General features: G+C 64.6%; 14 protein-coding genes. 6 read left to right on the top strand and 8 right to left on the bottom strand.

Annotated elements, in window-relative coordinates:
• Positions 1–127 precede the first annotated feature (127 nt).
• A complete protein-coding gene (locus tag AC1VNY_RS28630) occupies positions 128–1,888 on the top strand; it encodes an adenylate/guanylate cyclase domain-containing protein (protein ID WP_482407704.1) in 1,761 nt (586 codons plus the stop codon).
• Between the two features lie 292 nt (positions 1,889–2,180).
• On the top strand, positions 2,181–3,011 hold the full coding sequence (locus tag AC1VNY_RS28625) for an LssY C-terminal domain-containing protein (RefSeq protein WP_482407703.1): 831 nt from the start codon (positions 2,181–2,183) through the stop codon (positions 3,009–3,011).
• Between the two features lie 308 nt (positions 3,012–3,319).
• On the opposite strand, the gene AC1VNY_RS28620 is transcribed toward AC1VNY_RS28625, so the two are convergent.
• Both AC1VNY_RS28620 and AC1VNY_RS28615 read right to left on the bottom strand, forming a co-directional pair.
• Positions 3,320–5,860 (bottom strand): sensor domain-containing protein, encoded by a 2,541-nt coding sequence (locus AC1VNY_RS28620; protein WP_482407702.1) that lies wholly within the window; start codon positions 5,858–5,860, stop codon positions 3,320–3,322.
• A 295-nt stretch (positions 5,861–6,155) separates the two neighbouring features.
• Positions 6,156–6,392, bottom strand: a complete 237-nt coding sequence (locus AC1VNY_RS28615) for a DUF1127 domain-containing protein (protein ID WP_035631854.1) — start codon at positions 6,390–6,392, stop codon at positions 6,156–6,158.
• 180 nt (positions 6,393–6,572) lie between these two features.
• Between AC1VNY_RS28615 and AC1VNY_RS28610 the strand changes: the two genes are divergently transcribed.
• The gene (locus AC1VNY_RS28610) at positions 6,573–7,916 is read left to right on the top strand and encodes an aminotransferase-like domain-containing protein (protein WP_482407701.1); all 1,344 of its coding nucleotides are present in this window, start codon (positions 6,573–6,575) and stop codon (positions 7,914–7,916) included.
• 110 nt (positions 7,917–8,026) lie between these two features.
• Here the strand turns inward: AC1VNY_RS28610 and AC1VNY_RS28605 are convergent, their stop codons facing one another.
• Positions 8,027–8,383 carry a hypothetical protein gene (locus AC1VNY_RS28605; protein WP_482407700.1) on the bottom strand — a complete coding sequence of 119 codons (357 nt, stop codon included), beginning with the start codon at positions 8,381–8,383 and terminating at the stop codon, positions 8,027–8,029.
• A gap of 87 nt (positions 8,384–8,470) precedes the next feature.
• A complete protein-coding gene (locus tag AC1VNY_RS28600; RefSeq protein WP_482407699.1) occupies positions 8,471–9,091 on the bottom strand; it encodes a hypothetical protein in 621 nt (206 codons plus the stop codon).
• A 71-nt stretch (positions 9,092–9,162) separates the two neighbouring features.
• Here AC1VNY_RS28600 and AC1VNY_RS28595 point away from each other — a divergent pair, with 71 nt between their 5' ends.
• Positions 9,163–9,597, top strand: a complete 435-nt coding sequence (locus AC1VNY_RS28595) for a hypothetical protein (protein WP_016840859.1) — start codon at positions 9,163–9,165, stop codon at positions 9,595–9,597.
• A 14-nt stretch (positions 9,598–9,611) separates the two neighbouring features.
• Here AC1VNY_RS28595 and AC1VNY_RS28590 read toward each other — a convergent pair whose 3' ends face one another.
• Together AC1VNY_RS28590 and AC1VNY_RS28585 are read right to left on the bottom strand one after the other, a co-directional pair.
• On the bottom strand, positions 9,612–12,014 hold the full coding sequence (locus tag AC1VNY_RS28590; protein WP_482407698.1) for an EAL domain-containing protein: 2,403 nt from the start codon (positions 12,012–12,014) through the stop codon (positions 9,612–9,614).
• 147 nt (positions 12,015–12,161) lie between these two features.
• Positions 12,162–13,553 (bottom strand): MFS transporter, encoded by a 1,392-nt coding sequence (locus AC1VNY_RS28585; protein WP_482407718.1) that lies wholly within the window; start codon positions 13,551–13,553, stop codon positions 12,162–12,164.
• A gap of 617 nt (positions 13,554–14,170) precedes the next feature.
• Here AC1VNY_RS28585 and AC1VNY_RS28580 point away from each other — a divergent pair.
• Both AC1VNY_RS28580 and AC1VNY_RS28575 read left to right on the top strand, forming a co-directional pair.
• The gene (locus AC1VNY_RS28580; protein ID WP_028337716.1) at positions 14,171–15,247 is read left to right on the top strand and encodes a lysylphosphatidylglycerol synthase transmembrane domain-containing protein; all 1,077 of its coding nucleotides are present in this window, start codon (positions 14,171–14,173) and stop codon (positions 15,245–15,247) included.
• Positions 15,248–15,350: 103 nt separating this feature from the next.
• Positions 15,351–17,318, top strand: coding sequence for an SGNH/GDSL hydrolase family protein (locus AC1VNY_RS28575; RefSeq protein ID WP_482407697.1), 1,968 nt, complete (start codon positions 15,351–15,353; stop codon positions 17,316–17,318).
• 69 nt (positions 17,319–17,387) lie between these two features.
• Here the strand turns inward: AC1VNY_RS28575 and AC1VNY_RS28570 are convergent, their stop codons facing one another.
• Positions 17,388–17,954: a DUF2147 domain-containing protein gene (locus tag AC1VNY_RS28570; protein WP_026193022.1), complete on the bottom strand. Its 567-nt coding sequence runs from the start codon at positions 17,952–17,954 to the stop codon at positions 17,388–17,390.
• A gap of 127 nt (positions 17,955–18,081) precedes the next feature.
• Complete coding sequence (locus AC1VNY_RS28565; RefSeq protein ID WP_482407696.1) at positions 18,082–19,110, bottom strand: NAD(P)/FAD-dependent oxidoreductase; 1,029 nt, start codon at positions 19,108–19,110, stop codon at positions 18,082–18,084.
• Between the last annotated feature and the right edge of the window lie 129 nt (positions 19,111–19,239).

Below are 19,239 nucleotides of genomic sequence, written 5' to 3'. Positions count from 1 at the left end.
GGCACTATCTGCACGAGGGCTGGCACTATCTGAAGGACACCGGTGTTCGGAGCCCGATAGACACCTCCTTCTTCTGACAATAGTCTTTGACTAAAGATCGGGTCGGATCGGATCAGGGCGAGCTTTTATGGCCGCAGACCGTGTGGAACGGCGACTGAGTGCTATTTTCGTGGCCGATGTGGCTGGCTACAGCCGCCTCATGGGTGCTGATGAGGAGGGTACGCACGCCCGGCTGAACGAACATCTGTCTGCGCTCCTCTATCCCGAGATCGAAAAGCACGGCGGGCGGCTCATCAGAAGCGCTGGCGACGGAATCTTGGTGGAGTTTGCCAGCGTAGTCGGTGCTATGCGATGCGCCGTTGCGATACAGCGCGGCATGATCACTCGAAACACCGATGTGCGAATTGAAAAGCGGATCGAGTTCCGCATTGGCATCAATGCCGGCGACATCATCATAGAAGACGGCGATATCTTTGGGGACGGGGTAAATGTTGCAGCTCGGCTCGAGGCGCTTTGCGAGCCGGGCGACATCTGTGTATCGCAACGCGTACGCGAAGATACGCAGGATAAGCTTGACGTCGAATTCGAAGATAGTGGCGAGCATCAACTGAAGAACATTGCACGGCCGGTGCGGGTCTATCGCGTGTCGTTCGGCAACGCTCCGGCGCGACCGGCGCTTGCGCTTCCCGACAAGCCATCGGTCGCCGTCCTGGCTTTTGAGAATATGAGTCGCGACCCAGAGCAGGAGTACTTTGCGGATGGAATTTCGGAAGACATCATCACCGAGTTGTCCCGCTTCTCGGACTTGTTCGTGATCGCACGCAATTCGAGTTTTCGATACAAGGGCAGAGCGGTTGATTTGCGTCTGGTGGGCCGAGAACTCGGCGTGCGCTATGTTCTGGAGGGTAGCGTTCGTCGGGGCAATGACCGAGTTCGGATCACGGCGCAGCTGATTGATGCTGCAAGTGGCGTCCACCGCTGGGCCGAGCGCTATGACCAGAAGTTAAAGGATGTATTTGCGATCCAGGACGACGTGGCGCGGACGATCGCCGCAATTCTGGTCGCGCATGTGAACATGGCGGAAGCTGAACGCACCTTGCTCAAGCCGCCCAAGACTTGGCAGGCCTACGATCACTACATGCGCGCAAGTGCGGCGTGGATAGCGTTCCAGTCCTCGTGGCAAATGGCGGAATTATTGAGGACACGAGGGCACCTCGCAGATTCGCTGGCCATCGATCCGAAATATGCCCGTTGCTATACAATGCTGGCCAGCACTCACCGGGTGGCTTGGCTCAATCCGCTGAATGATGAATATTTGAGCCCGACCATCCTTGACCTGGCCATCAAATTGGCGCGCACGGCAATTGCCCACAATCCGAGCCTGCCCGAAGCCTATGCCGAGTTGGGCTATAACATCATCCGGAAGCGTGACTTCGACGCAGCGACTGGCGCCGCCGAAAGAGCGCTGGCGCTAAACCCCAATTTCGCGGATTACCGCCTCGCGCAAATATTTTACTCGGTGGGAGACCCGACCAGAGCTATTGCCATCGCCAAGTTGCAAATGCGCCTTGATCCATTCCATCCGCATTTTGCGCCGTTGATGGTCGGCGTAGCTCACTACCACCTCAAAGAATACCACGATGCCCAACATTGGTTGACTGAAGCCATTAGCCGCGCGCCCAATCACCAGTATGGCCACGCCTTCCTGGCCGCGACGTACGCTCAGCTGGGACGAATGGAAGATGCTCGTGCAGAGGCAAACGAGGTTCTACGCTTAAATCCAAGGTACAGCATCAGCGGCACCCAGCAGCAGGTATCCATTCTCAAACGCGCCGAAGATTTGGAGCACCTGGTCGACGGGCTGCGAAAGGCCGGCCTTCCAGCATAGTCTCGGCGAACGCGCGGGGGCAGGACATGAGGCGCTGACCGACGGCGATTGGTCGCTATGCACCCGAAAGCCGACGCATTGTGCTCACATCGAGTTCTTCAGCTTCTGACCCGAAGGCGACTTCGATTGTCGTCGCTACTCAATGGGAGCTTGTCCGACCTGTTCTTGAAATTCCCAAGGATTTCGAGACGAGCAATTTGTCCAAACAGCAATACAGACGTATCTTTCTGAATCCGGTCCCCTCAGGGAAAGCTGTTGGACTGAGGGGCTTTCAACGAGGCCGTGCAGGATCATGAGATTGCTCAAGCTTCTCGTGCAGCGTGTGCTGATCTTTGGATTGGGAATCTTCTGTGTCTGGTTGATTGTCTTTGTTGTTTTTGAAACTGCGGACCGCAGGCTACCTTGGATCCTGGCGGTCAGTGCGACCTACGGAATTGCCGCATATATCGTTTTGCCACGTGCCATTCGGATGGGCTTGAAGATTCTGCAAAGCAAACGCGTGCCGAGTTACACGATTACGGGCGACGGACTGCCTGGAGATCCCGTGAACGTCGTGCTCGTCGGCACGCTCCAGCAGCTTCGCGGGGCCTTCGCAGCGCTCGGCTGGTCGGAGGCAGATCGGCTTAGTTTAGCCAGTTCATGGGGCATGGTCCGAGCCTTTGTGCTCAATACTCCATACCCCACCGCCCCGTTCAGCACCCTCCATCTTTTCGGGCGGGGCCAGGACATCGGTTTTCAAAAGGCGATCGATAACAGCCCGCGAAAGCGCCACCACGTACGGTTCTGGGCTTTGAGTCAAACGCGTGCCCAGGCAACCTGGGGAACAGCAGATTTCTGGCTAAACACCGAACGCCCGCCAGAAAACGAATGCGTTCTTTGGATAGGAGCTGGCACCAGGGACACCGGCCTATCCCTCACTCGCCTTTCATTTCAAATCACGCACGCCACAGATTCGGATACGAATGCAGAGCGCGATCATATTGTCGGTGAGTTGAAGAGGATTCGAACCATCGAAGCGGTGAAAGTCTATCGGGCCGGGGAAAATCTTCTCGCCGAACGCGTCAATCACTACGTTACCGATGGCGAGATCACGTTGGCGATCCTGGTTGGAAACGACGATTGACGTTAAAGCCAAGATTTTCTGCTACCCATCAAACTGTCCAACCAGGCGAGCCCGGTTTCGCTGTTTCATGAAAATAACTGTGGTGGGCCGCGTCCTCCCCGCGAAGATTCCGCTATCGACATCCATGTCTGTTGTCGGCCCTTCTCGAACCTCCGGCGAGGTCCGCCTTCCCGCCGCTGTCAGGTGAGAGCGGGCGTCAAGCGCCCCTCGCCCCAACGCCCGTGTGTGAGTACACGGCCTAGCCAATGGGTCAGCGCCACCATCGAGGCAAAGCCACGGGCAATGAATGCCGCCAAAGCGGTGTTCGGCTAGAGGCGATTCCGTTTCGGCTGCATCCGGCGCGCCTCGCGCTCGATGCTGGCGGCGACCAGCGGCGCCTTGTCGGCGGCGATGGGCGGGGAAAACACGAAGCCCTGCACCACATCGCAATCGAGCCCGCCGAGCACGTCCAGTTCGGCGGACAATTCGGCGCCCTCCGCCACGACCGTCATGCCCAGCCCGTGCGACAGGGCGATGATGCCGCCGAGCAGCTTGCGCTTCTCCGGCGCGGTGGAAATGCCATCCACGAAGGCCCGGTCCACTTTCAGGCAGTCGAAAGGCAGGCGCGTCAGATAGCCGAGCGAGGAATAGCCCGAGCCGAAATCGTCCAGCGCCAGCCGGGCGCCCAAGCCGGACAGCGCCGTCAGCGTGCGGCTGATCCGTTGCTCGGTATGATCCACGAACAGGCTTTCGGTCAGCTCCAGGCAGAGCAGCTCCGCCGGAAAGCCGGTCTCTGCCAGGATGGCCGAGACCGCGGTCTCGAAATCCACGCTCCAGATCTGCGCCGGCGAGACATTGACCGAGATGGAGCGCGGCGGCAGCCCGGCATCCAGCCAGGCGCGGCCCTGCCGGCAGGCCTCGCGCAGCACCCACAGGCCGAGGTCGACGATGAGCCCGGAGCTTTCGGCAATCGGGATGAACTCCGCCGGCGAGATCGGCCCGCGCTCGGGATGGGCCCAGCGCAGCAGCGCCTCGAAACCGATGACGCGGCCGGTCTTCAGGTCCACCTGCGGCTGGTAATGCGCCTCGAGGGCACCGGCCTCCACGGCGTGGCGCAGATGCCGGCCGAGATCGAGCCTTTCATCGACCGCCTGCGCATAGACCGGCTCGAACAGTTGGGCTCGGCCGCGCCCGGCCTCCTTGGCCATGTAGAGCGCGAGGTCCGCGTTGCGCACGGCGGTCTCCGCCGTCGCGCCATGCTCCGGCAGGCGGGCGATGCCGATGGTGGCGCCGACCGAGGCCTCGCCCTCGGCGAGATCGACGGGGCCGGACAGTTTGCCGATGAGCCGATCGGCAAGCCCGGTCAGCGCGGCGTCGGACGTGTCGCATTCATCCGCCAGCACGGCGAATTCGTCGCCGCCGAGCCGGGCGATGAAGGCGCGCGGTCCCAGGTCCTGCCGCAACGCAGCCGCCACCTTGATCAGCAATTCGTCACCGGCGGCATGGCCGAGGGAATCATTGACCTCCTTGAAGCGATCGAGGTCGATGAGCAGCAGCGCACCGCTCCGGCCTCCCTGGGAGCAGCCTTCGGTCAGGGCGGCGAGTTGGCGCGTGAACAGCGCGCGATTGGCAAGGCCGGTCAACGGATCGCTGTACGCGAGCTGCTCGAGCTGGCGCTCGGCTTCCTTGCGCTCGGTGACGTCCTGCACGGTGCCGATGATGCCGATGACCTTGTCGTGGGCAACCTCCGCCTTGCAGATCACAGCCAGATCGCGGGCCGCGCCGTCGGCGTGCAGGATGCGCAGGTCCGTGGCCTCGGTCCGGCGGGTGCGCAGCACCCGTTTCTGCACCTCCCGGAAGCGGTCGGCGTCGCCGTCCAGGAAATAGGGCCTCATGGTCTCATCGGTCGGCTCGAACGTGTCGGGCAAGCCGAGAAGCTGGTAGAGCTCGGGCGCCCAGATCGTGCGGCCGCTGTCCAGCCGGTGGCTCCAGGTGCCGATCTTGCCGAGGCGGTGGGCCTCCTCCAGCGCCCGCGTGCGCTGGTCGAGCAGCGCCTTGGCCGCCCTGAGCTGAGTGATGTCGCTGGAGGTGCCGCGGTAACCGAGAAAGCTGCCGTCATCGGCGAAGATCGGCTTGCCGCTGGTGCAGATGCTGACGCGGGAGCCGTCCTTGCCGATCAGCGTATAGGTGAAGTCGCGAAAAGGGCGATGGGCCTCCATATCGGCCCGGTGCCGCGCCATGGCCTCCCCATCCTCGGGCGCATAAGTCAGTTCCCAGCGCGCCTTCCTGCCGGCGGCCACGGTCTGGAACGCCGCATTGCCGGCAAGCGATTTGGGATAGGGCAGCAGCCGATGCTCGGCGTCGCTCTCCCAGCACCAGTCCGAGGCGGTAGAGACAAAATCGGCCAGCCGTTGCTCGCTCTCCGCCAGGCGCCGCAGCGCGGAGGTCTCCTCCGTGACGTCGCGGACAATGCCGGACACGCGTCGGACCTGACCGCGCGCGTCGAATTCCGGCTCGCCGTGCACCACGCAGTCGAGCAGGCTGCCATCGGGACCGCGGAGTCTCGTCCGCACCGCATAGGGCCGCCCCTCCGCCCAGCAGGCCGCGTAATGCGCCTCCAGCAGCTTCCGGCTTTCAGGCAAATAGCGCTCGCGCACCGTGGCGATGGGGACGTAGCCGTCGGCCGTCTCGAATTCGTAGAATGCGGCGAGCTCAGGCGATATCCAGACATCGGTCGCGGCGGCACTCTGCGACTCCCAGTAGCCCATGCGGGCCAACCGGATCGCACAGCGCAGCGATCGCTCCTCATGCCAGCGGCGACGCGCTTCCCGGGTCGGGGCCTGCCCTTGCGACAATTTGCGAGCGGCCATCGGTCCCCAACTCAACGCTAGCGTACGCAGCTAACAGGCTAGCATAGAGCCTCACAACCTTGGAGCGACGGCGGTGAGGAGATGGGGTTCTTCCGCTTCTTTGGTGTAGTTTCGGTGAATTCTGCAACCGGCAGTCGGCGCCCGGCCCTAAAGCGCGACGTGATTGGGTTGAATCGTCATCGCGCTTTAGCTCTTTGTTTGAGCATGATCTCCGGCGCAAACGCGTCCCGCGTTTGTCGCGAGGGAAAACCGCTTCGCACTTTTCCGGATCATGTTTTAGCGCAGCACCGGTATCTTAACGGATCCGCACCAGCTCGAGGTCGAAGTCGCCGGTGACGGCAGTCTCGATCTGGCAGCGCGAGAGTCCGATATCGCGCAGCGCCCGGTCGTCGAGCTGGCGCAGCGTCTTGATCGCCTCGCGGCGCACCCAATGGGTCGCGAGTGCATCGCCCCACACTCGGAGCAATCGGAGCAATCCGCCCAACATGCTGGACCGCGCGGGCGCTGCGGCGGCTGAGGATATCGCTGACATTGTCATCTCCTTCGCTGCCCATGGGCAAAGCTATGCCGTTGACACAGATGCCGTTTCAGCGCCTGCGCCGTCGGGACCTCGGATTGCTTGCGCGCTCCTCGGTGCAATCATGGGCTTGTTCCCTCTTAAATGATCCGGTACATTGCTCGGAGCAAGTAAAACATTGCTCTCGGTGCAATAATGTCGAGGTTCGAATATCTGAAGCTGGCGGACGCGGTGGCCGCCGAGATCGCCAGCGGCGCGCTGAAGGCGGGCGACCGGCTGCCGCCGCAGCGTCATTTCGCCTATGACCGCAACATCGCCGTCTCGACGGCGAGCCGGGTCTACACCGAGCTGTTGCGGCGCGGGCTGGTGGTCGGTGAAGTCGGCCGCGGCACCTTCGTCTCCGGCGAGGCACGCCGCGGCATCGCGGCCCCGACCGAGCCACGCGGCGCCCGCATCGACCTCGAGTTCAACTACCCGCTGCTGCCGCACCAGGCGACGATGATCGCCAAGAGCCTCGAAGGGCTGGAGCGGCCCGAGGTGCTCGAGGGCGCGCTGCGGCCGGCGACCAGTTTTGGCACGCGGGCGGCACGAACCATCTCCTCGGAATTTCTGGCGCGCAAGAACTGGACGCCAGATCCCGACCAGATCGTGTTCACCGCCAATGGCCGGCAATGCATCGCCGCCGCGCTCGCCGCCGTCGTGCCGCCCGGCGGACGCTGCGGCGTCGAGGCGCTGACCTACCCGTTCGTCAAAGGCATCGCCGCGCGGCTCGGCATCTCGCTGGTGCCGCTCGCGATGGACGAACACGGCGTGCGACCGGATGCGGTGCAGAAAGCGCATCGCGAGGCGCATCTGTCCGCGATCTACGTCCAGCCGACGATCCAGAACCCGCTCAGCATCACCATGCCGCCCGAGCGCCGCGCCGAGCTGTTGCGCGTGGTGGAGAAGCTCGGCCTCGTCGTCATCGAGGACGGCGTCTACGGCTTCCTCGACGACGAGGCGCCGCTCGCGGCACTGGCGCCCGACAGCTGCATCATGCTCGACAGCCTGTCGAAGAAGGTGGCGCCGGGCCTCGCGCTCGGCTTCATCGTGTCGCCGCCGCGGCTGCGCGAGAGCATCATGGCCGCGGTGCGCTCGGGCGGCTGGACCGCGTCGGGCTACGCGTTCGCCGCGGGGCAGCGGCTGATGGCCGACGGCACCGCCGCCGAATTGTCACGGCTGAAGCGGATCGATGCCGGCCGCCGCCAGCTTCTGGCGGCGAAGCATCTGGCCGATTTCGAAATCCAGACCAATCCGAAGTCCTATCATCTCTGGCTGACCTTGCCGCCGCACTGGCGCTCGCAGACCCTGGTCGCCGCCGCCGCGCGCCGCGACATCGCGCTGACGCCGTCGACGACCTTTGCCGCCACGCCGGGGCACGCGCCCAATGCGGTGCGGCTCGCACTCGCCGCACCGCCGTTGGAGCAACTCGACCTCGGCCTGCGGACTCTCGCAGGCATGCTGAGCGCGACCGAAGAGGATTTTGACTCGACGGAGTGACATCGCACGTTCACTCCGAAGCGGCGCAGCAGTCCAGAATTGGATACGAGTGGCACGCGCGATCGCGGCACTCTCAGCGGCCTGTTTCCAGTGATCCTGGCGCCAGGGCATCAAAAGCCACAGGCCGCATACGTCTTTCTCACGAGACGAAAATGCGCGCCCTCGGCCACGAAGTCCACATCCATGCACTGGTTGCCTCTGCGATATTCCCCGATCACGCCGCACTGCAGATATTCGAGGTTTATCCGCCAGCGCTTTTCTTGCGGCGAGTAGGTCGCAAAGTCGTGCTGCGCGACCGGCGTTCCCTTGCAGATTCCGGCAACGTAGTGCCGCACATCGGGCGGCAGATTGTCGACGTGATTGTGATCAAGCGGATCATGTTTGTTGCCCACGCTGCCCTTGGAAAGAGCCGGCGGGATGCTCAGGAGCACAAGGCATAGAGCCAAAAATGGAGCCCGGATTGTCATCTGACCCTCCAGCCAAAAGCAAATCCGTCGCCGAGTTTACAGCGCGTTGCTTACAACCCGCTTACAGTCCGGCTGCGCGAACCGCCGTCACTGATTGCGAACCGCCTTCGGCAGCAGCGCATCGGGCAATTGATCGAAGCTGTAGCGCCGCGGCCGGTTGCGCGTGACGAAGCCGCCGACCTGCCAGGTGAACAGCGCGGCAAAGCCGACCAGGAACAGCGCGCCCATCCAGTTCGCCGTCAGCAGCGCCATGAGCAGCAATCCGATCATTGCCACCGCAAGGCAGGCCAGCAGCGCCAGCGCGGCGGTGTACGTCTTCGGTCCAAGGCCTCCGACCAGCCTGGCGTTGCTGCCCGCCGCCTGCATCCGGCGATGCAGTTCGACGATGAAGTCGCGGTAGAGATGGCCTTGCGGCGCCACCAGCGTCGCGGTCTGCCAGGTGGTCGAGAGGATCGCGATCCGCCCGCCTTTGGCGTTGTCGATGTCGGCGCGAAACCGCTGCTGCTGCATCGAGACCGGGCGATAGGACAGTTTCACCGCGGAGATGTCGGCATAGTCCCACACGCCGGACCGGCCGGCGATACGCCACGCCAGCCCGTCCCCGGTTAGTTCGAACTGGTGCGCCGAGCCGATCAAGGAGGCCTTGTAGGCGTAGCGCACCGCCGTGCCCTCGCCTGCCTCCGATCGATCCTGCAACGTTGTTGGCAATTCGCCGTTCCACCTGTTCAAACATACGCGCAAGCTTGCGCAGCCTGTCGCGCCTATCCTACAAGCGAGCCATGCCCGAGACGACCTATTTTCCGCGTTACCTCATCCTCGGCGGCGCGATGATATCCGGCGTGCTGCTGGCGCTTGCCGTGCACATGCTCGGCGCGCGCTACGGCCTCGATCTCGGCGGCCTGTGGCGCTCCGACAGCCACGAGTTCATGCCGGCGGGCGCGGCGATCGCGTGGTGGCTGATCGCGACCGTCGGATTTTCGGGCGGCTACTTCACCGCCAATCTGATGCACAGCGCGGTGGCCGGCCAGATTCCGCAACGGATGCGCAACTTCCTGATCGTCGTCGGCGTGCTGATGCTGGCCGGCGCAGGCCAGGCCGCGTCGGCGCCGAGCACGGTCTCGACCATTTCCGCCGTGCTCGCTGGCCTTGCCGCCCTGTGCCTCGGCGCGGTGATGGCGTTCTGCGGCGCCTATTTTGCCCTGCGCAAGAGCTGAGCTAGCCTTCCAACTCAGGCGACCGACCGCTCCGGCGCCCTGCGCAACATCTTGGCGACGTCGGCTGCCGGCCGAGGCGGGCTGAACAGATAGCCCTGCGCCTGCGTGCAGCCCTCCTGACGCAGCAGGTCGAACTGGGTATCGGTCTCGACCCCTTCGGCTGTGGTGACGATGCCGAGGCTCTTGCCGAGGCCGGTGACCGCGCGCACGATCGCCATCGAGTCCTCGCGCGTCGCAAGATCGGTGACGAAGGAACGGTCGATCTTGATCTTGTCGAACGGGAAGCTGCGCAGATAGCTCAGCGAGGAATAGCCGGTGCCGAAATCGTCCAGCGAGATGCGGACGCCGAAGCCGCGCAGCTCATGCAGCACCGCGAGCGTCGCCTCGCTGTTCTGCAGCAGCACCGATTCGGTGATCTCGAGCTCAAGCCGGTCCGCCGACAGGCCGGATGCTTGCAGCGCCGCCTTCACCGACGACACCAGGTTCGGGTTCTTGAACTGCACCGGCGAGAGATTGACGGCAACCGCGACAGCTTCGGGCCAGCCCGCGGCATCCGCGCAGGCCTTGCGCAACACGATCTCGCCAAGCGGGACGATCAGCCCGGTTTCCTCGGCGACAGGAATGAAATTGTTCGGCGCGATCAGGCCACGCAACGAATGGTTCCAGCGCGCCAGCGCCTCGAAGGCGACGATCTGATCGCCCGCGAGATCACGGATCGGCTGATAGTAGACCTCGAACTCGTCATGCTCGAGCGCGAGCCGCAGGTCGCGCTCCAGCAGGCGGCGCGCCTGCGCACGCGCATCCATCCCGGTCTCGAAGAACCGATAGGTGCCGCGGCCGTCGGCCTTGGCGCGGTACAGCGCAAGATCGGCCTTTTGCAGCAATTCGTCTGGATCCTTGCCGTCCTCGGGCGCGAGCGAGATGCCGATGCTGACGCCGATCACGAGCTGATGGCCGCCGATCTCGTAGGGCGCGGCAATCCGCTCGACCACGAGACTTGCCAGCGACGCCACGACGGACGGCTCGCAATTGCTGCAGAACTGCACGATGGCGAATTCGTCGCCGCCGAGCCGCGCCACGGTGTCGTGCTCGGTCACGCATTCGCCCAGCCGGCGCGCGACTTCGCGCAACAGCGCATCGCCGATCGGATGCCCGAGCGTGTCGTTGATTTCCTTGAAATGATCGAGATCGAGACAGAGCACGGCCAGTTGGTCGGAGCGCTTGGCCAGTCTCGAGGCCTTCTCGAGCTGCTCGCGGAACAGCGTCCGGTTCGGCAAATTGGTCAGCGCGTCATGCCGCGCCATGTGCGAAATCTGTTCCTGGGCCTGCTGCCATTCGGTGATGTCTTCGAAGGTCGCGACCCAGCCGCCGCCCTTCATCGGCTGGTCGACGACACGGATCGCGCGCTCGTTGCGGCTGACGATCCGCGTCGCGCTGTGGCCGGCCTTTGCCTCGGCGACGAGAGCATTGCAGAACTCCTCGGGATCGCCGTCCCACTCGCCGATGGAATGGAGGTCCTGCAGGACGTCGATCAGCAGGCGTCCCTGCAGCGGCACGCGACTGCGCCCCATCATCTCGCTGTAGCGCTCGTTGAACAGCATGATGCGGCCGTCGGCATCGAACATGCACAGCCCCTGCGACATGTTCTCGAGCGCGGTATCGAGCACCACCTTCTGCTTGTGAAGCTCGGTCTTGGCGCGACGGTCGAGGATCGAGGCGATCAGCGAGAGGCCGAGAATCGCGAAGGCCGCAACGGCGGTCATGAATGAGAGCACGCGCGGCGAGACCGTAAGTCCGCCGGAAACGATCGTCGGATCCGGGACGAGCGTCACCGCGCCCATCGCGGTGAAATGATGTGAGACGATCGCGACGGTCAGAAGACCGGTCGCGGCGGCGGTGGTGCCGAAACGTTCGCCACGCGTGGCAACGACGAGCGCGAGCGCGCCAAACAGGCTTCCGAACGCGATCGACGAGGCGACGATGCCGGGCGACCAGACGATGCGCGCGGGCAGCTCCAGCCCGAGCATGCCGGTGTAATGCATCGCCGCGACACCGGCGCCGACGATCGCGCCGCCGGCCGCAACCGTCCGCCAGCGTTCGTCGAGCGTGGCGACCGCCAATCCGACGGCCAGGATCGCAACCGCGAGCACCAGCGACAGCAGCGTGATGGGAATGTTGTACCCGGCCTCGATGCCGGGATCGTATGCCAGCATGGCGACGAAATGGGTGGCCCAGATACCGCAACCGCCGACCGCCGCATCGAGACCGATCCAGATCTCGCGGGCACGACCCTGTGCAGCGCGGGCACGGTGAAACAGGCTGATCGCGACGGCGCTGGCGAGCAGGCAGATCACCCCGCCAAGGACGACCAACCGCCAGTCATGCTCCAAAGTGAGACAGGTCAGAACGCGATACATATAGGCCCCCTTTATGGACCTATAAGAACAGACGCATTCGTGTACGAACGGTAACCGCACTGCAGCAAGGTTCCACGCATGGTGAAGAAGCCTTGAATGCAGGCGATCGGGCCAGTGCAAAGCGGAGATGCCTCGCTGCAGTTCGTCTCAACGCCGAGCCTCTGACCATGAACCGATCCAGATCAGCGCAGCGGCCGCAAGCAGCACGGCGGCGGAGATGAAGAGCGCCGCGTGCAGGCCGGCGATGAAGGCCGCGGACCGGCTGACCATCGAGCCGAACAGCGCGACACCGAGCACGCTGCCGGTCTGCCGGGTCGCGTTCAACACCCCGGCCGCGATGCCGGCATGCTGCGGCTCGGCACTGCCGAGCAGCGCCGATGTCAGCGGCGGCACCAGCAGGCCGAGGCCGCCGCTCATGGCCAGCAGTTGCAGGCAGATCGCGAGATAGCTCGTGCCGGGGCCGATGAACAGCAGCGCCAGGCATCCGGCGGCCGAGAGCGTGGCGCCGAGCGCGATTGTCGCCGGCGCGCCGATCCGCTCCGCGACATGCGGCGCGATCAGGTTGGCGGGCAGCACGGCGCCGAGCATCGGCACGAACGCGAGGCCGGTGGCGAACGCCGACAGCCCGTTGACCTGCTGGAAGTAGAGGCTGAGCACGAAGATCAGGCCGTAGAACGCGACATTGACCAGGAGGCCGACCAGCGAGGTCAGGGCAAACATCCGGTGGCGGAACAGCGAGAGCGGCAGCATCGGCTGCGGCGCGCGCGCCTCACGCCAGACGAACAGCACGGAGAAGACGGCGGCGAGAACGAAGCCCGCGATCACGAACGGGTTGCACCAGCCGAGCGCGCCGCCCTCGATCAGCGCGCCGGCCAGCGTGCCGAGCGCGGCGATCGCCGCGACCTGACCCGGCAGATCGAGCCGGTGTTGCTGATGACGCGTGGTTTCGTTGGCGAAGCGCCAAGCGAGCCACAAGCCGGCCAGGCCGATCGGCAGGTTGACCAGAAAGATCGCGCGCCAGCCGACCAGCGCGATCAGTCCGCCGCCGACGAACGGGCCGGCGGTCAGCGCAAGGCTCGCGCCCGCGGCCCAGACCCCGACCGCGCGTCCCCGCACCTTCTCGTCTTCATAGGCATGGCGGAGCAACGCCAGCGAGTTCGGCACCAGGATGGCCGCGGCCAGCCCCTGCACGCAGCGGGCGGCGATCAGCGTCGCCGCATCAGGCGCGACCGCGCAGGCAACCGATGCCGCGGTGAAGATCGCAAACCCGGCCATGAAGATGCGCTTGGCGCCGATCCGGTCACCGAGCGCGCCCGCGGTCAGGATGAAGGCCGCAAAGGCAATCGTGTAGGCGCTGACCACCCATTGCAGTTCGGCAACGCCGCCGCCGAGCGAGGCGCCGATCGCATTGAGCGCCGTGTTGACGATGGTGACGTCGAGCTGCACGACGCCATAGCCGAGACTCATCGCGGCGAGCGTCAACGTCGCCGCAAGCCCGCTCGTTTGCTGATGCGACGCTGCGCGCCGGTCCGGCGGCATTTGCCGGACGTCCAGGGATGTCTGTTGCATGGTCTTGTCCTTGCTCTCGGCAACCAATGCGAGACATAGGCCTTCGTTTCGCCGCAACACTTCGCCACCGATCGAAGTGTGGAATCGATTGCCTGGCCGGCCCACCCGACGGCGGCCCGCTTGCGCGGCGTTTTGCCTCAATAGACCTACGGACCGCCCTCGCGCGCCTGACCCGGCCGGAGCGCAGGGCGGATCATGCGCATGCGCGCGTCGACTTCACACTTTGGTAAACGCCACAGCGGGCTCAGGCGTCCCCATGCTGATGCATATCGTCTATTCGCCTCGCGCCAACTAACCCGCATCGACGCCGGGACGGCCGCAAAATCGGCAAAAAGGCCGACGAAATCGCCTGGAACGGCGGAACATGCAGTGGCCCCGTCGCTGTCCTGCGACTCACATTCCGCAGAGCGAGAACATATGTAGCCAATATGACAATGACGCTGGACGAGGGCCGAAGCTTGGCTTGTCAAGGGCTGCACAACGCATCGGTTTTGCCTTATGGGTCATCGCGTACGGTGCGTTTGCCCGTCACCCGTCGCCGTCCGTGACCGGGTCCCACTGAAATTGCCGCCCCGCCGGGAGGATGAATGCTTCGGCTGCTGACCACGCTTGGGCGTGGTTTCAAGGAAAAGATCGGCTGGAAACGGCTCGGGATCGCCGCGAGTGTGTTGATCATCGCGTTCGCGATCACGTCGCTTGTTCACACCCTGAAGGGCGTCGATACCGGCATCATTCTCACCGCGCTCACCAACATCGCGCCGCATCGGATCGCGCTGGCGGCGCTCTGCGTGGTCGGGGCGTTCTGCACGCTGACCTTCTACGACTTCTTCGCGCTGCGCACGATCGGCAAGATCCATGTCCCCTACCGCATCGCAGCGCTGTCGAGCTTCACGAGCTACACGATCGGCCACAATATCGGCGCCACGGTCTTCACCGGCGGCGCGATCCGCTTCCGGATCTATTCCGATTACGGCCTCTCGGCGATCGACGTCGCCAAGATCTGCTTCCTGTCGGGCCTGACCTTCTGGCTCGGCAATTTGTTCGTGCTCGGCTTCGGCATGGCCTGGCACCCGGCCGCGGCGTCGGCGATGGACCTGCTGCCGCCGGCGATGAACCGGCTGATCGCGCTCGGCTGCCTTGCCGGCATCGGCGCCTATTTCGTCTGGCTCCTGACCGGCGAGAAGCGCCGCGAGCTCGGCCAGAACGGCTGGAAGGTGGTGCTGCCGTCGGCCAAGCTGACGCTGTTGCAGATCCTGATCGGCGTGGTCGATCTCGGCTTCTGCGCGCTCGCAATGTACCTGCTGATGCCGACCGAGCCGCATATCGACTTCGTCTCGCTGGCGGTCGTGTTCATCCTGGCGACGCTGCTCGGCTTCGCCAGCCACGCCCCCGGCTCGATCGGCGTGTTCGACGCCGCGATGCTGGTGGCGCTGCCGGAGTTCAGCAAGGAACAATTGCTGGCGACGCTGGTCGTGTTCCGCATCCTCTACTTCCTGATCCCGTTCGGGATTTCGATCTCGATAATGGGCATGCGCGAGCTCTGGCTCAACGTGGTGCAGCCCTGGCAAGAGCGGAAACGACTAAGCCAAGCCTGCACGGCTTCGGCGACCGTGCGGCAACCGATCGAAAGCCGGCAGCAGCGGGTCAGGCAGCTGAAACGGTAACAGGCAACGTTATCGGCCCTCGTGCGGGCCCCTCGACCCCGGATTTTCGATCCTCGCAGCCGCTTCTCTTATTTTCGCCGTACCGCTCGCGTCAAACCGCGCCATGATTGGCTTTTTGGTTCGATTTTCGTTTCGGGTGACGGTCTGCAGCGTGCTGCTCGGCAGCGCGCTGGCAGCGGTATTCGCATCAGCCGCGGACGCGCAGGACAACCAGCTGCAGATCTCCTGGGAGGTCCGCAACCGCTTCCGCCTGTTCCGCGAGGAACGCGACTTCCGCCTGCATGTCGAAAGCGGGCTTGGCCGCAGCGTGCTGGCGTCGGAACAGGCGCTGGAACTGCAAAGCGACGGCCGCGGCTGGGCGCGCAACACCGTGAACCGGCTCTGCATCGACCTGCAGGGCCGCGTCAGCGAGCCCTGCATGCGCGACAACGTCAAGGAAAGCTATCTGACGCCGATCGATCATCCGATCGTCGTACGGCTCACCGGACCGGTTCCGGTCGGCGCGACCTGCGCCTGGTCGTTCGACGACGGCGACGGGCCCCAATCCTCGACATTCGATTGCGCCGAACCGGTCAATCTTCGCGTCCGCTACGGCCGCGCCACGGTCGCGACCGTCGACGTCGCGAGCGGCTCGGACGCCAACCAGCGCGTGACGACGCCGATCGAGGTGCGCGACTTGCTGATCGCGGGCCTCGGCGACAGCATCGCATCCGGCGAGGGCAATCCCGACCGCGCGATTGCGCTCTCCGACGAGGGGTTCTGCTTCCGCTCCTATCTCGGCGGGGCGCAATATTACCGGCCGAGCCGTGCCGGCTACAAAGGCGGCCGCGCCTGCGAAGCACCGGACACCCTGACCAACTGGCAGCGCCAGAGCGCGCTGTGGCTCAACTCGGCCTGTCACCGGTCGTTGTACAGCTACCAGACCCGCACGGCGCTCGCGCTCGCCGTGCAATATCCGCACATCGCGGTGACCTATCTGCCGCTGGCCTGCACCGGGGCCACCATCGCCGACGGCCTGCTCGGCTCGCAGCAGGCGCGCGAATGTCTGCCAACGAAGACAGCCAACACCTGCTCGGGCACCGTCAACGGCCAGATCGCGGAGCTGCGCACGGCACTCGCCGCCGCCAAGCGCCGTCAGCCCGACCGCACCCTCGACCTCGTGCTGCTGTCGGTCGGCGCCAACGACATCTACTTCTCCGGCCTCGTCGCCAACGTGATCGTCGACACGCCGACCGAGCGCACGCTGTTCAGCCGCGGCGGCTCGATGGCCAGCGTCGACGATGCCCGTTCGGCACTGGCGCGCGACCTGCCGGCCGATTTTGCCAAGCTGCGCGATGCGCTGAAGCCGCTGGTCGGCGGCGATCTCTCGCACGTGATCTACACGGCCTATGCCAATCCGGCGCTGGCCAATGGCGGCGCACCCTGCCCCGGCGGCCGCGCCGGCTTCGAGATCCATCCCTCTTTCAACGCCGATCCCAAACGCCTCGCGTCGGTCTCGAGCTTCGTGCAGAACGAGTTCCTGCCGCAGCTCAAGGCGATCGCGCAGTGCCAGTCCGGCATCATCTGCCGCAATCCGCAGGCCGACCGCATGACCTTCGTCGATGCGCATCAGGACGCGTTTGCGAGCCATGGCTTCTGCGCACGCGCGTCGACCGATCCGGAATTCGACCGCGACTGCTTCGCCGCCAATGGCGACAGCTTCGTGTCGGACATCGTCGCCGCGGCCAACCAGCCGCTCAAATGCGGCCGCAGCGCCGGCGAATACCGCGCCTATCTGCCGCGCGCGCGCTGGATCCGCGACGCCAATGACAGCTACTTCACCGCGATGACCTACCCGCAGGGCCTGCCGTCCTCGATGCAGCCAAGCGACATCCACGACGCGACATGGGGCATCCTGTCGGCGGTGTATGGCGGCGCGGTGCATCCGAGCGCCGAAGGCCATGCGGCGATGGCCGATGCCGCGGTCCCCGCGGCCGCCACCGTGCTGCAATTGAACACCGCCGTGCCTGAAGTGATTTCCGAGCCGGTCGCGCCACTGCCGATGCCGATTGCACCGACGGGACAGCGCTGAACGCTCACGCTGCCACGCAAGAGCGGAGCGTGAGCGCGCGCAGATCGGAGCGTTAGCGAGAGAGAAGTGTTAGTGCCGCTTCGTCGCGGGCACCGGCGCCGCCGGCTTCGCCACCGCGGCTTGCGCCGGCAGATATTTGGCGACGATCGCGGGATCGAGCTGGGCCACCGCGGTGTCAGGCAGCCGGGTCCAGACCTCATCCTTGCCGAACAGCGAGATGCCGAGAAAGCCGCGCATCGTCAGCGTCTGACCATCGGCGCTCAACGTCATCTTGGCCTTGTAGACCTTGCCGTTGCGCGGATCGAGCACGTTGCCGCCTTCATAGGCGAGCCCGTTGCGCTTCATGTCGCGGATGAGGGGAATGCCGAGCCACGGCATGTCCTTGCGATCGTCGGTGCATTTCGAGCAGACCGGATTGGGCGGATCGCCGGGCGATGAAAACATCTTTGCGATCATGCCTTCGAACAGACCATTGCGCTCGATCACGAGGAACCAGCCCTCGGGCTTGCCGTCTTCGACCTTTTGCCACAGGCCGGCCGCCGACGGGTCGGCCGCCGAGGCCGCAAGCGGAGCAGCTAGCGCAAAGGCCGTGGCGATCGCGAGGATCAGCCGAAGTCTGGATAGCGTGTTCCGCATCATCATCACCTGATCGATCGACCAACTCGAGTACAAGCAGACTACGGCCATTTCACGGAGGGTTCCAGTACCCGCGCCGCGCAGCAAATGGCCCATGCCCCTGGCATTGGTCTCTGCTCGAGTGGAATCAGTGCACCCCAAGCTTCTTCTGCAGACTCGATGACGAGGTTGTGTACTGGAACACCAGCCGCTTGTCCGGATACACGTAGCGGTGCGCCTTCTGCGCCATCAACGCACCCTCGTGGAAGCCGGAGAGAATGAGCTTGAGCTTGCCCGGATAGGTGTTGATGTCGCCGATCGCGAAGATGCCGGACACGTTGGTCTCGAACGCCGCAGTGTCGACCGGCACCAGATTGTTCTCCAGCGCCACGCCCCAGTTCGCGACCGGGCCGAGCTTCATGGTGAGCCCGAAGAACGGCAGCATCGTATCGCAGGCGATCGTCGAGACCGCATTGTCGTTACCCTTGAGCGCGGCGCCCGAGAGCTGACCGTTGGCGCCTTCGAGCCCCGTGACCTGGCCGATCTTCAGATCCATCTTGCCGTCGGCAACCAGCGCACGCATCTGCTCGACGCTGTGCGGCGCCGCGCGGAAATCGTCACGCCGGTGCAGCAGCGTGATGCGCTGGGCGATCGGATGCAGATTGAGCGTCCAGTCGAGCGCGGAGTCGCCGCCGCCGACGATCAGGATGTTCTTGTCGCGGAATTGCTCCATCTTGCGCACGGCATAGAACACCGACGTGCCTTCATAGGCCTCGATGCCCGGCACCGGCGGACGCTTCGGCTGGAACGAGCCGCCACCGGCCGAGATCACCACGACCTTGCACTCGAACTCCTTGCCGGCATCGGTCTTCACGCGGAACAAGGGATCGCCGATCTTCTCGATGCTCTCCACCATCTCGTTGAGATGGAAGGTCGGATTGAACGGCTTGATCTGCTCCAGCAGCTGCTCGGTGAGGCCCTGGCCGGTGACGAAGGGAATTCCGGGAATGTCGTAGATCGGTTTCTCGGGATAGAGCTCGGCGCACTGCCCGCCGATCTTGTCGAGGATGTCGACCAGATGCACCTTCATGTCGAGCAGGCCCAGTTCGAACACGGCGAACAGTCCGCAGGGGCCCGCGCCAATAATCAGCACATCGGTCTTGATCGCTTCGCTCATGTCCGCTTCTTTTCAGTTGAGGTCGACTGGACGGCTTTTTCGCCTGTCCAGCCAAGTGGGCCGGATCGCGACATGCATAATAGGGACAGCGGCTGGCGCGGCAACCCCTTGCCGAGCCTGCGCAACTCG

Source organism: Bradyrhizobium ferriligni (assembly GCF_056837965.1).
This window is presented reverse-complemented; position numbering and strand designations above follow the sequence as displayed.

Coding starts and splice junctions, on each gene's coding strand:
- AC1VNY_RS28630 (WP_482407704.1), top strand. CDS start 128: ATGGCCGCAGACCGTGTGGAACGGCGACTGAGTGCTATTTTCGTGGCC.
- AC1VNY_RS28625 (WP_482407703.1), top strand. CDS start 2,181: ATGAGATTGCTCAAGCTTCTCGTGCAGCGTGTGCTGATCTTTGGATTG.
- AC1VNY_RS28620 (WP_482407702.1), bottom strand. CDS start 5,860: ATGGCCGCTCGCAAATTGTCGCAAGGGCAGGCCCCGACCCGGGAAGCG.
- AC1VNY_RS28615 (WP_035631854.1), bottom strand. CDS start 6,392: ATGTCAGCGATATCCTCAGCCGCCGCAGCGCCCGCGCGGTCCAGCATG.
- AC1VNY_RS28610 (WP_482407701.1), top strand. CDS start 6,573: ATGTCGAGGTTCGAATATCTGAAGCTGGCGGACGCGGTGGCCGCCGAG.
- AC1VNY_RS28605 (WP_482407700.1), bottom strand. CDS start 8,383: ATGACAATCCGGGCTCCATTTTTGGCTCTATGCCTTGTGCTCCTGAGC.
- AC1VNY_RS28595 (WP_016840859.1), top strand. CDS start 9,163: ATGCCCGAGACGACCTATTTTCCGCGTTACCTCATCCTCGGCGGCGCG.
- AC1VNY_RS28590 (WP_482407698.1), bottom strand. CDS start 12,014: ATGTATCGCGTTCTGACCTGTCTCACTTTGGAGCATGACTGGCGGTTG.
- AC1VNY_RS28585 (WP_482407718.1), bottom strand. CDS start 13,553: ATGCCGCCGGACCGGCGCGCAGCGTCGCATCAGCAAACGAGCGGGCTT.
- AC1VNY_RS28580 (WP_028337716.1), top strand. CDS start 14,171: ATGCTTCGGCTGCTGACCACGCTTGGGCGTGGTTTCAAGGAAAAGATC.
- AC1VNY_RS28575 (WP_482407697.1), top strand. CDS start 15,351: ATGATTGGCTTTTTGGTTCGATTTTCGTTTCGGGTGACGGTCTGCAGC.
- AC1VNY_RS28570 (WP_026193022.1), bottom strand. CDS start 17,954: ATGCGGAACACGCTATCCAGACTTCGGCTGATCCTCGCGATCGCCACG.
- AC1VNY_RS28565 (WP_482407696.1), bottom strand. CDS start 19,110: ATGAGCGAAGCGATCAAGACCGATGTGCTGATTATTGGCGCGGGCCCC.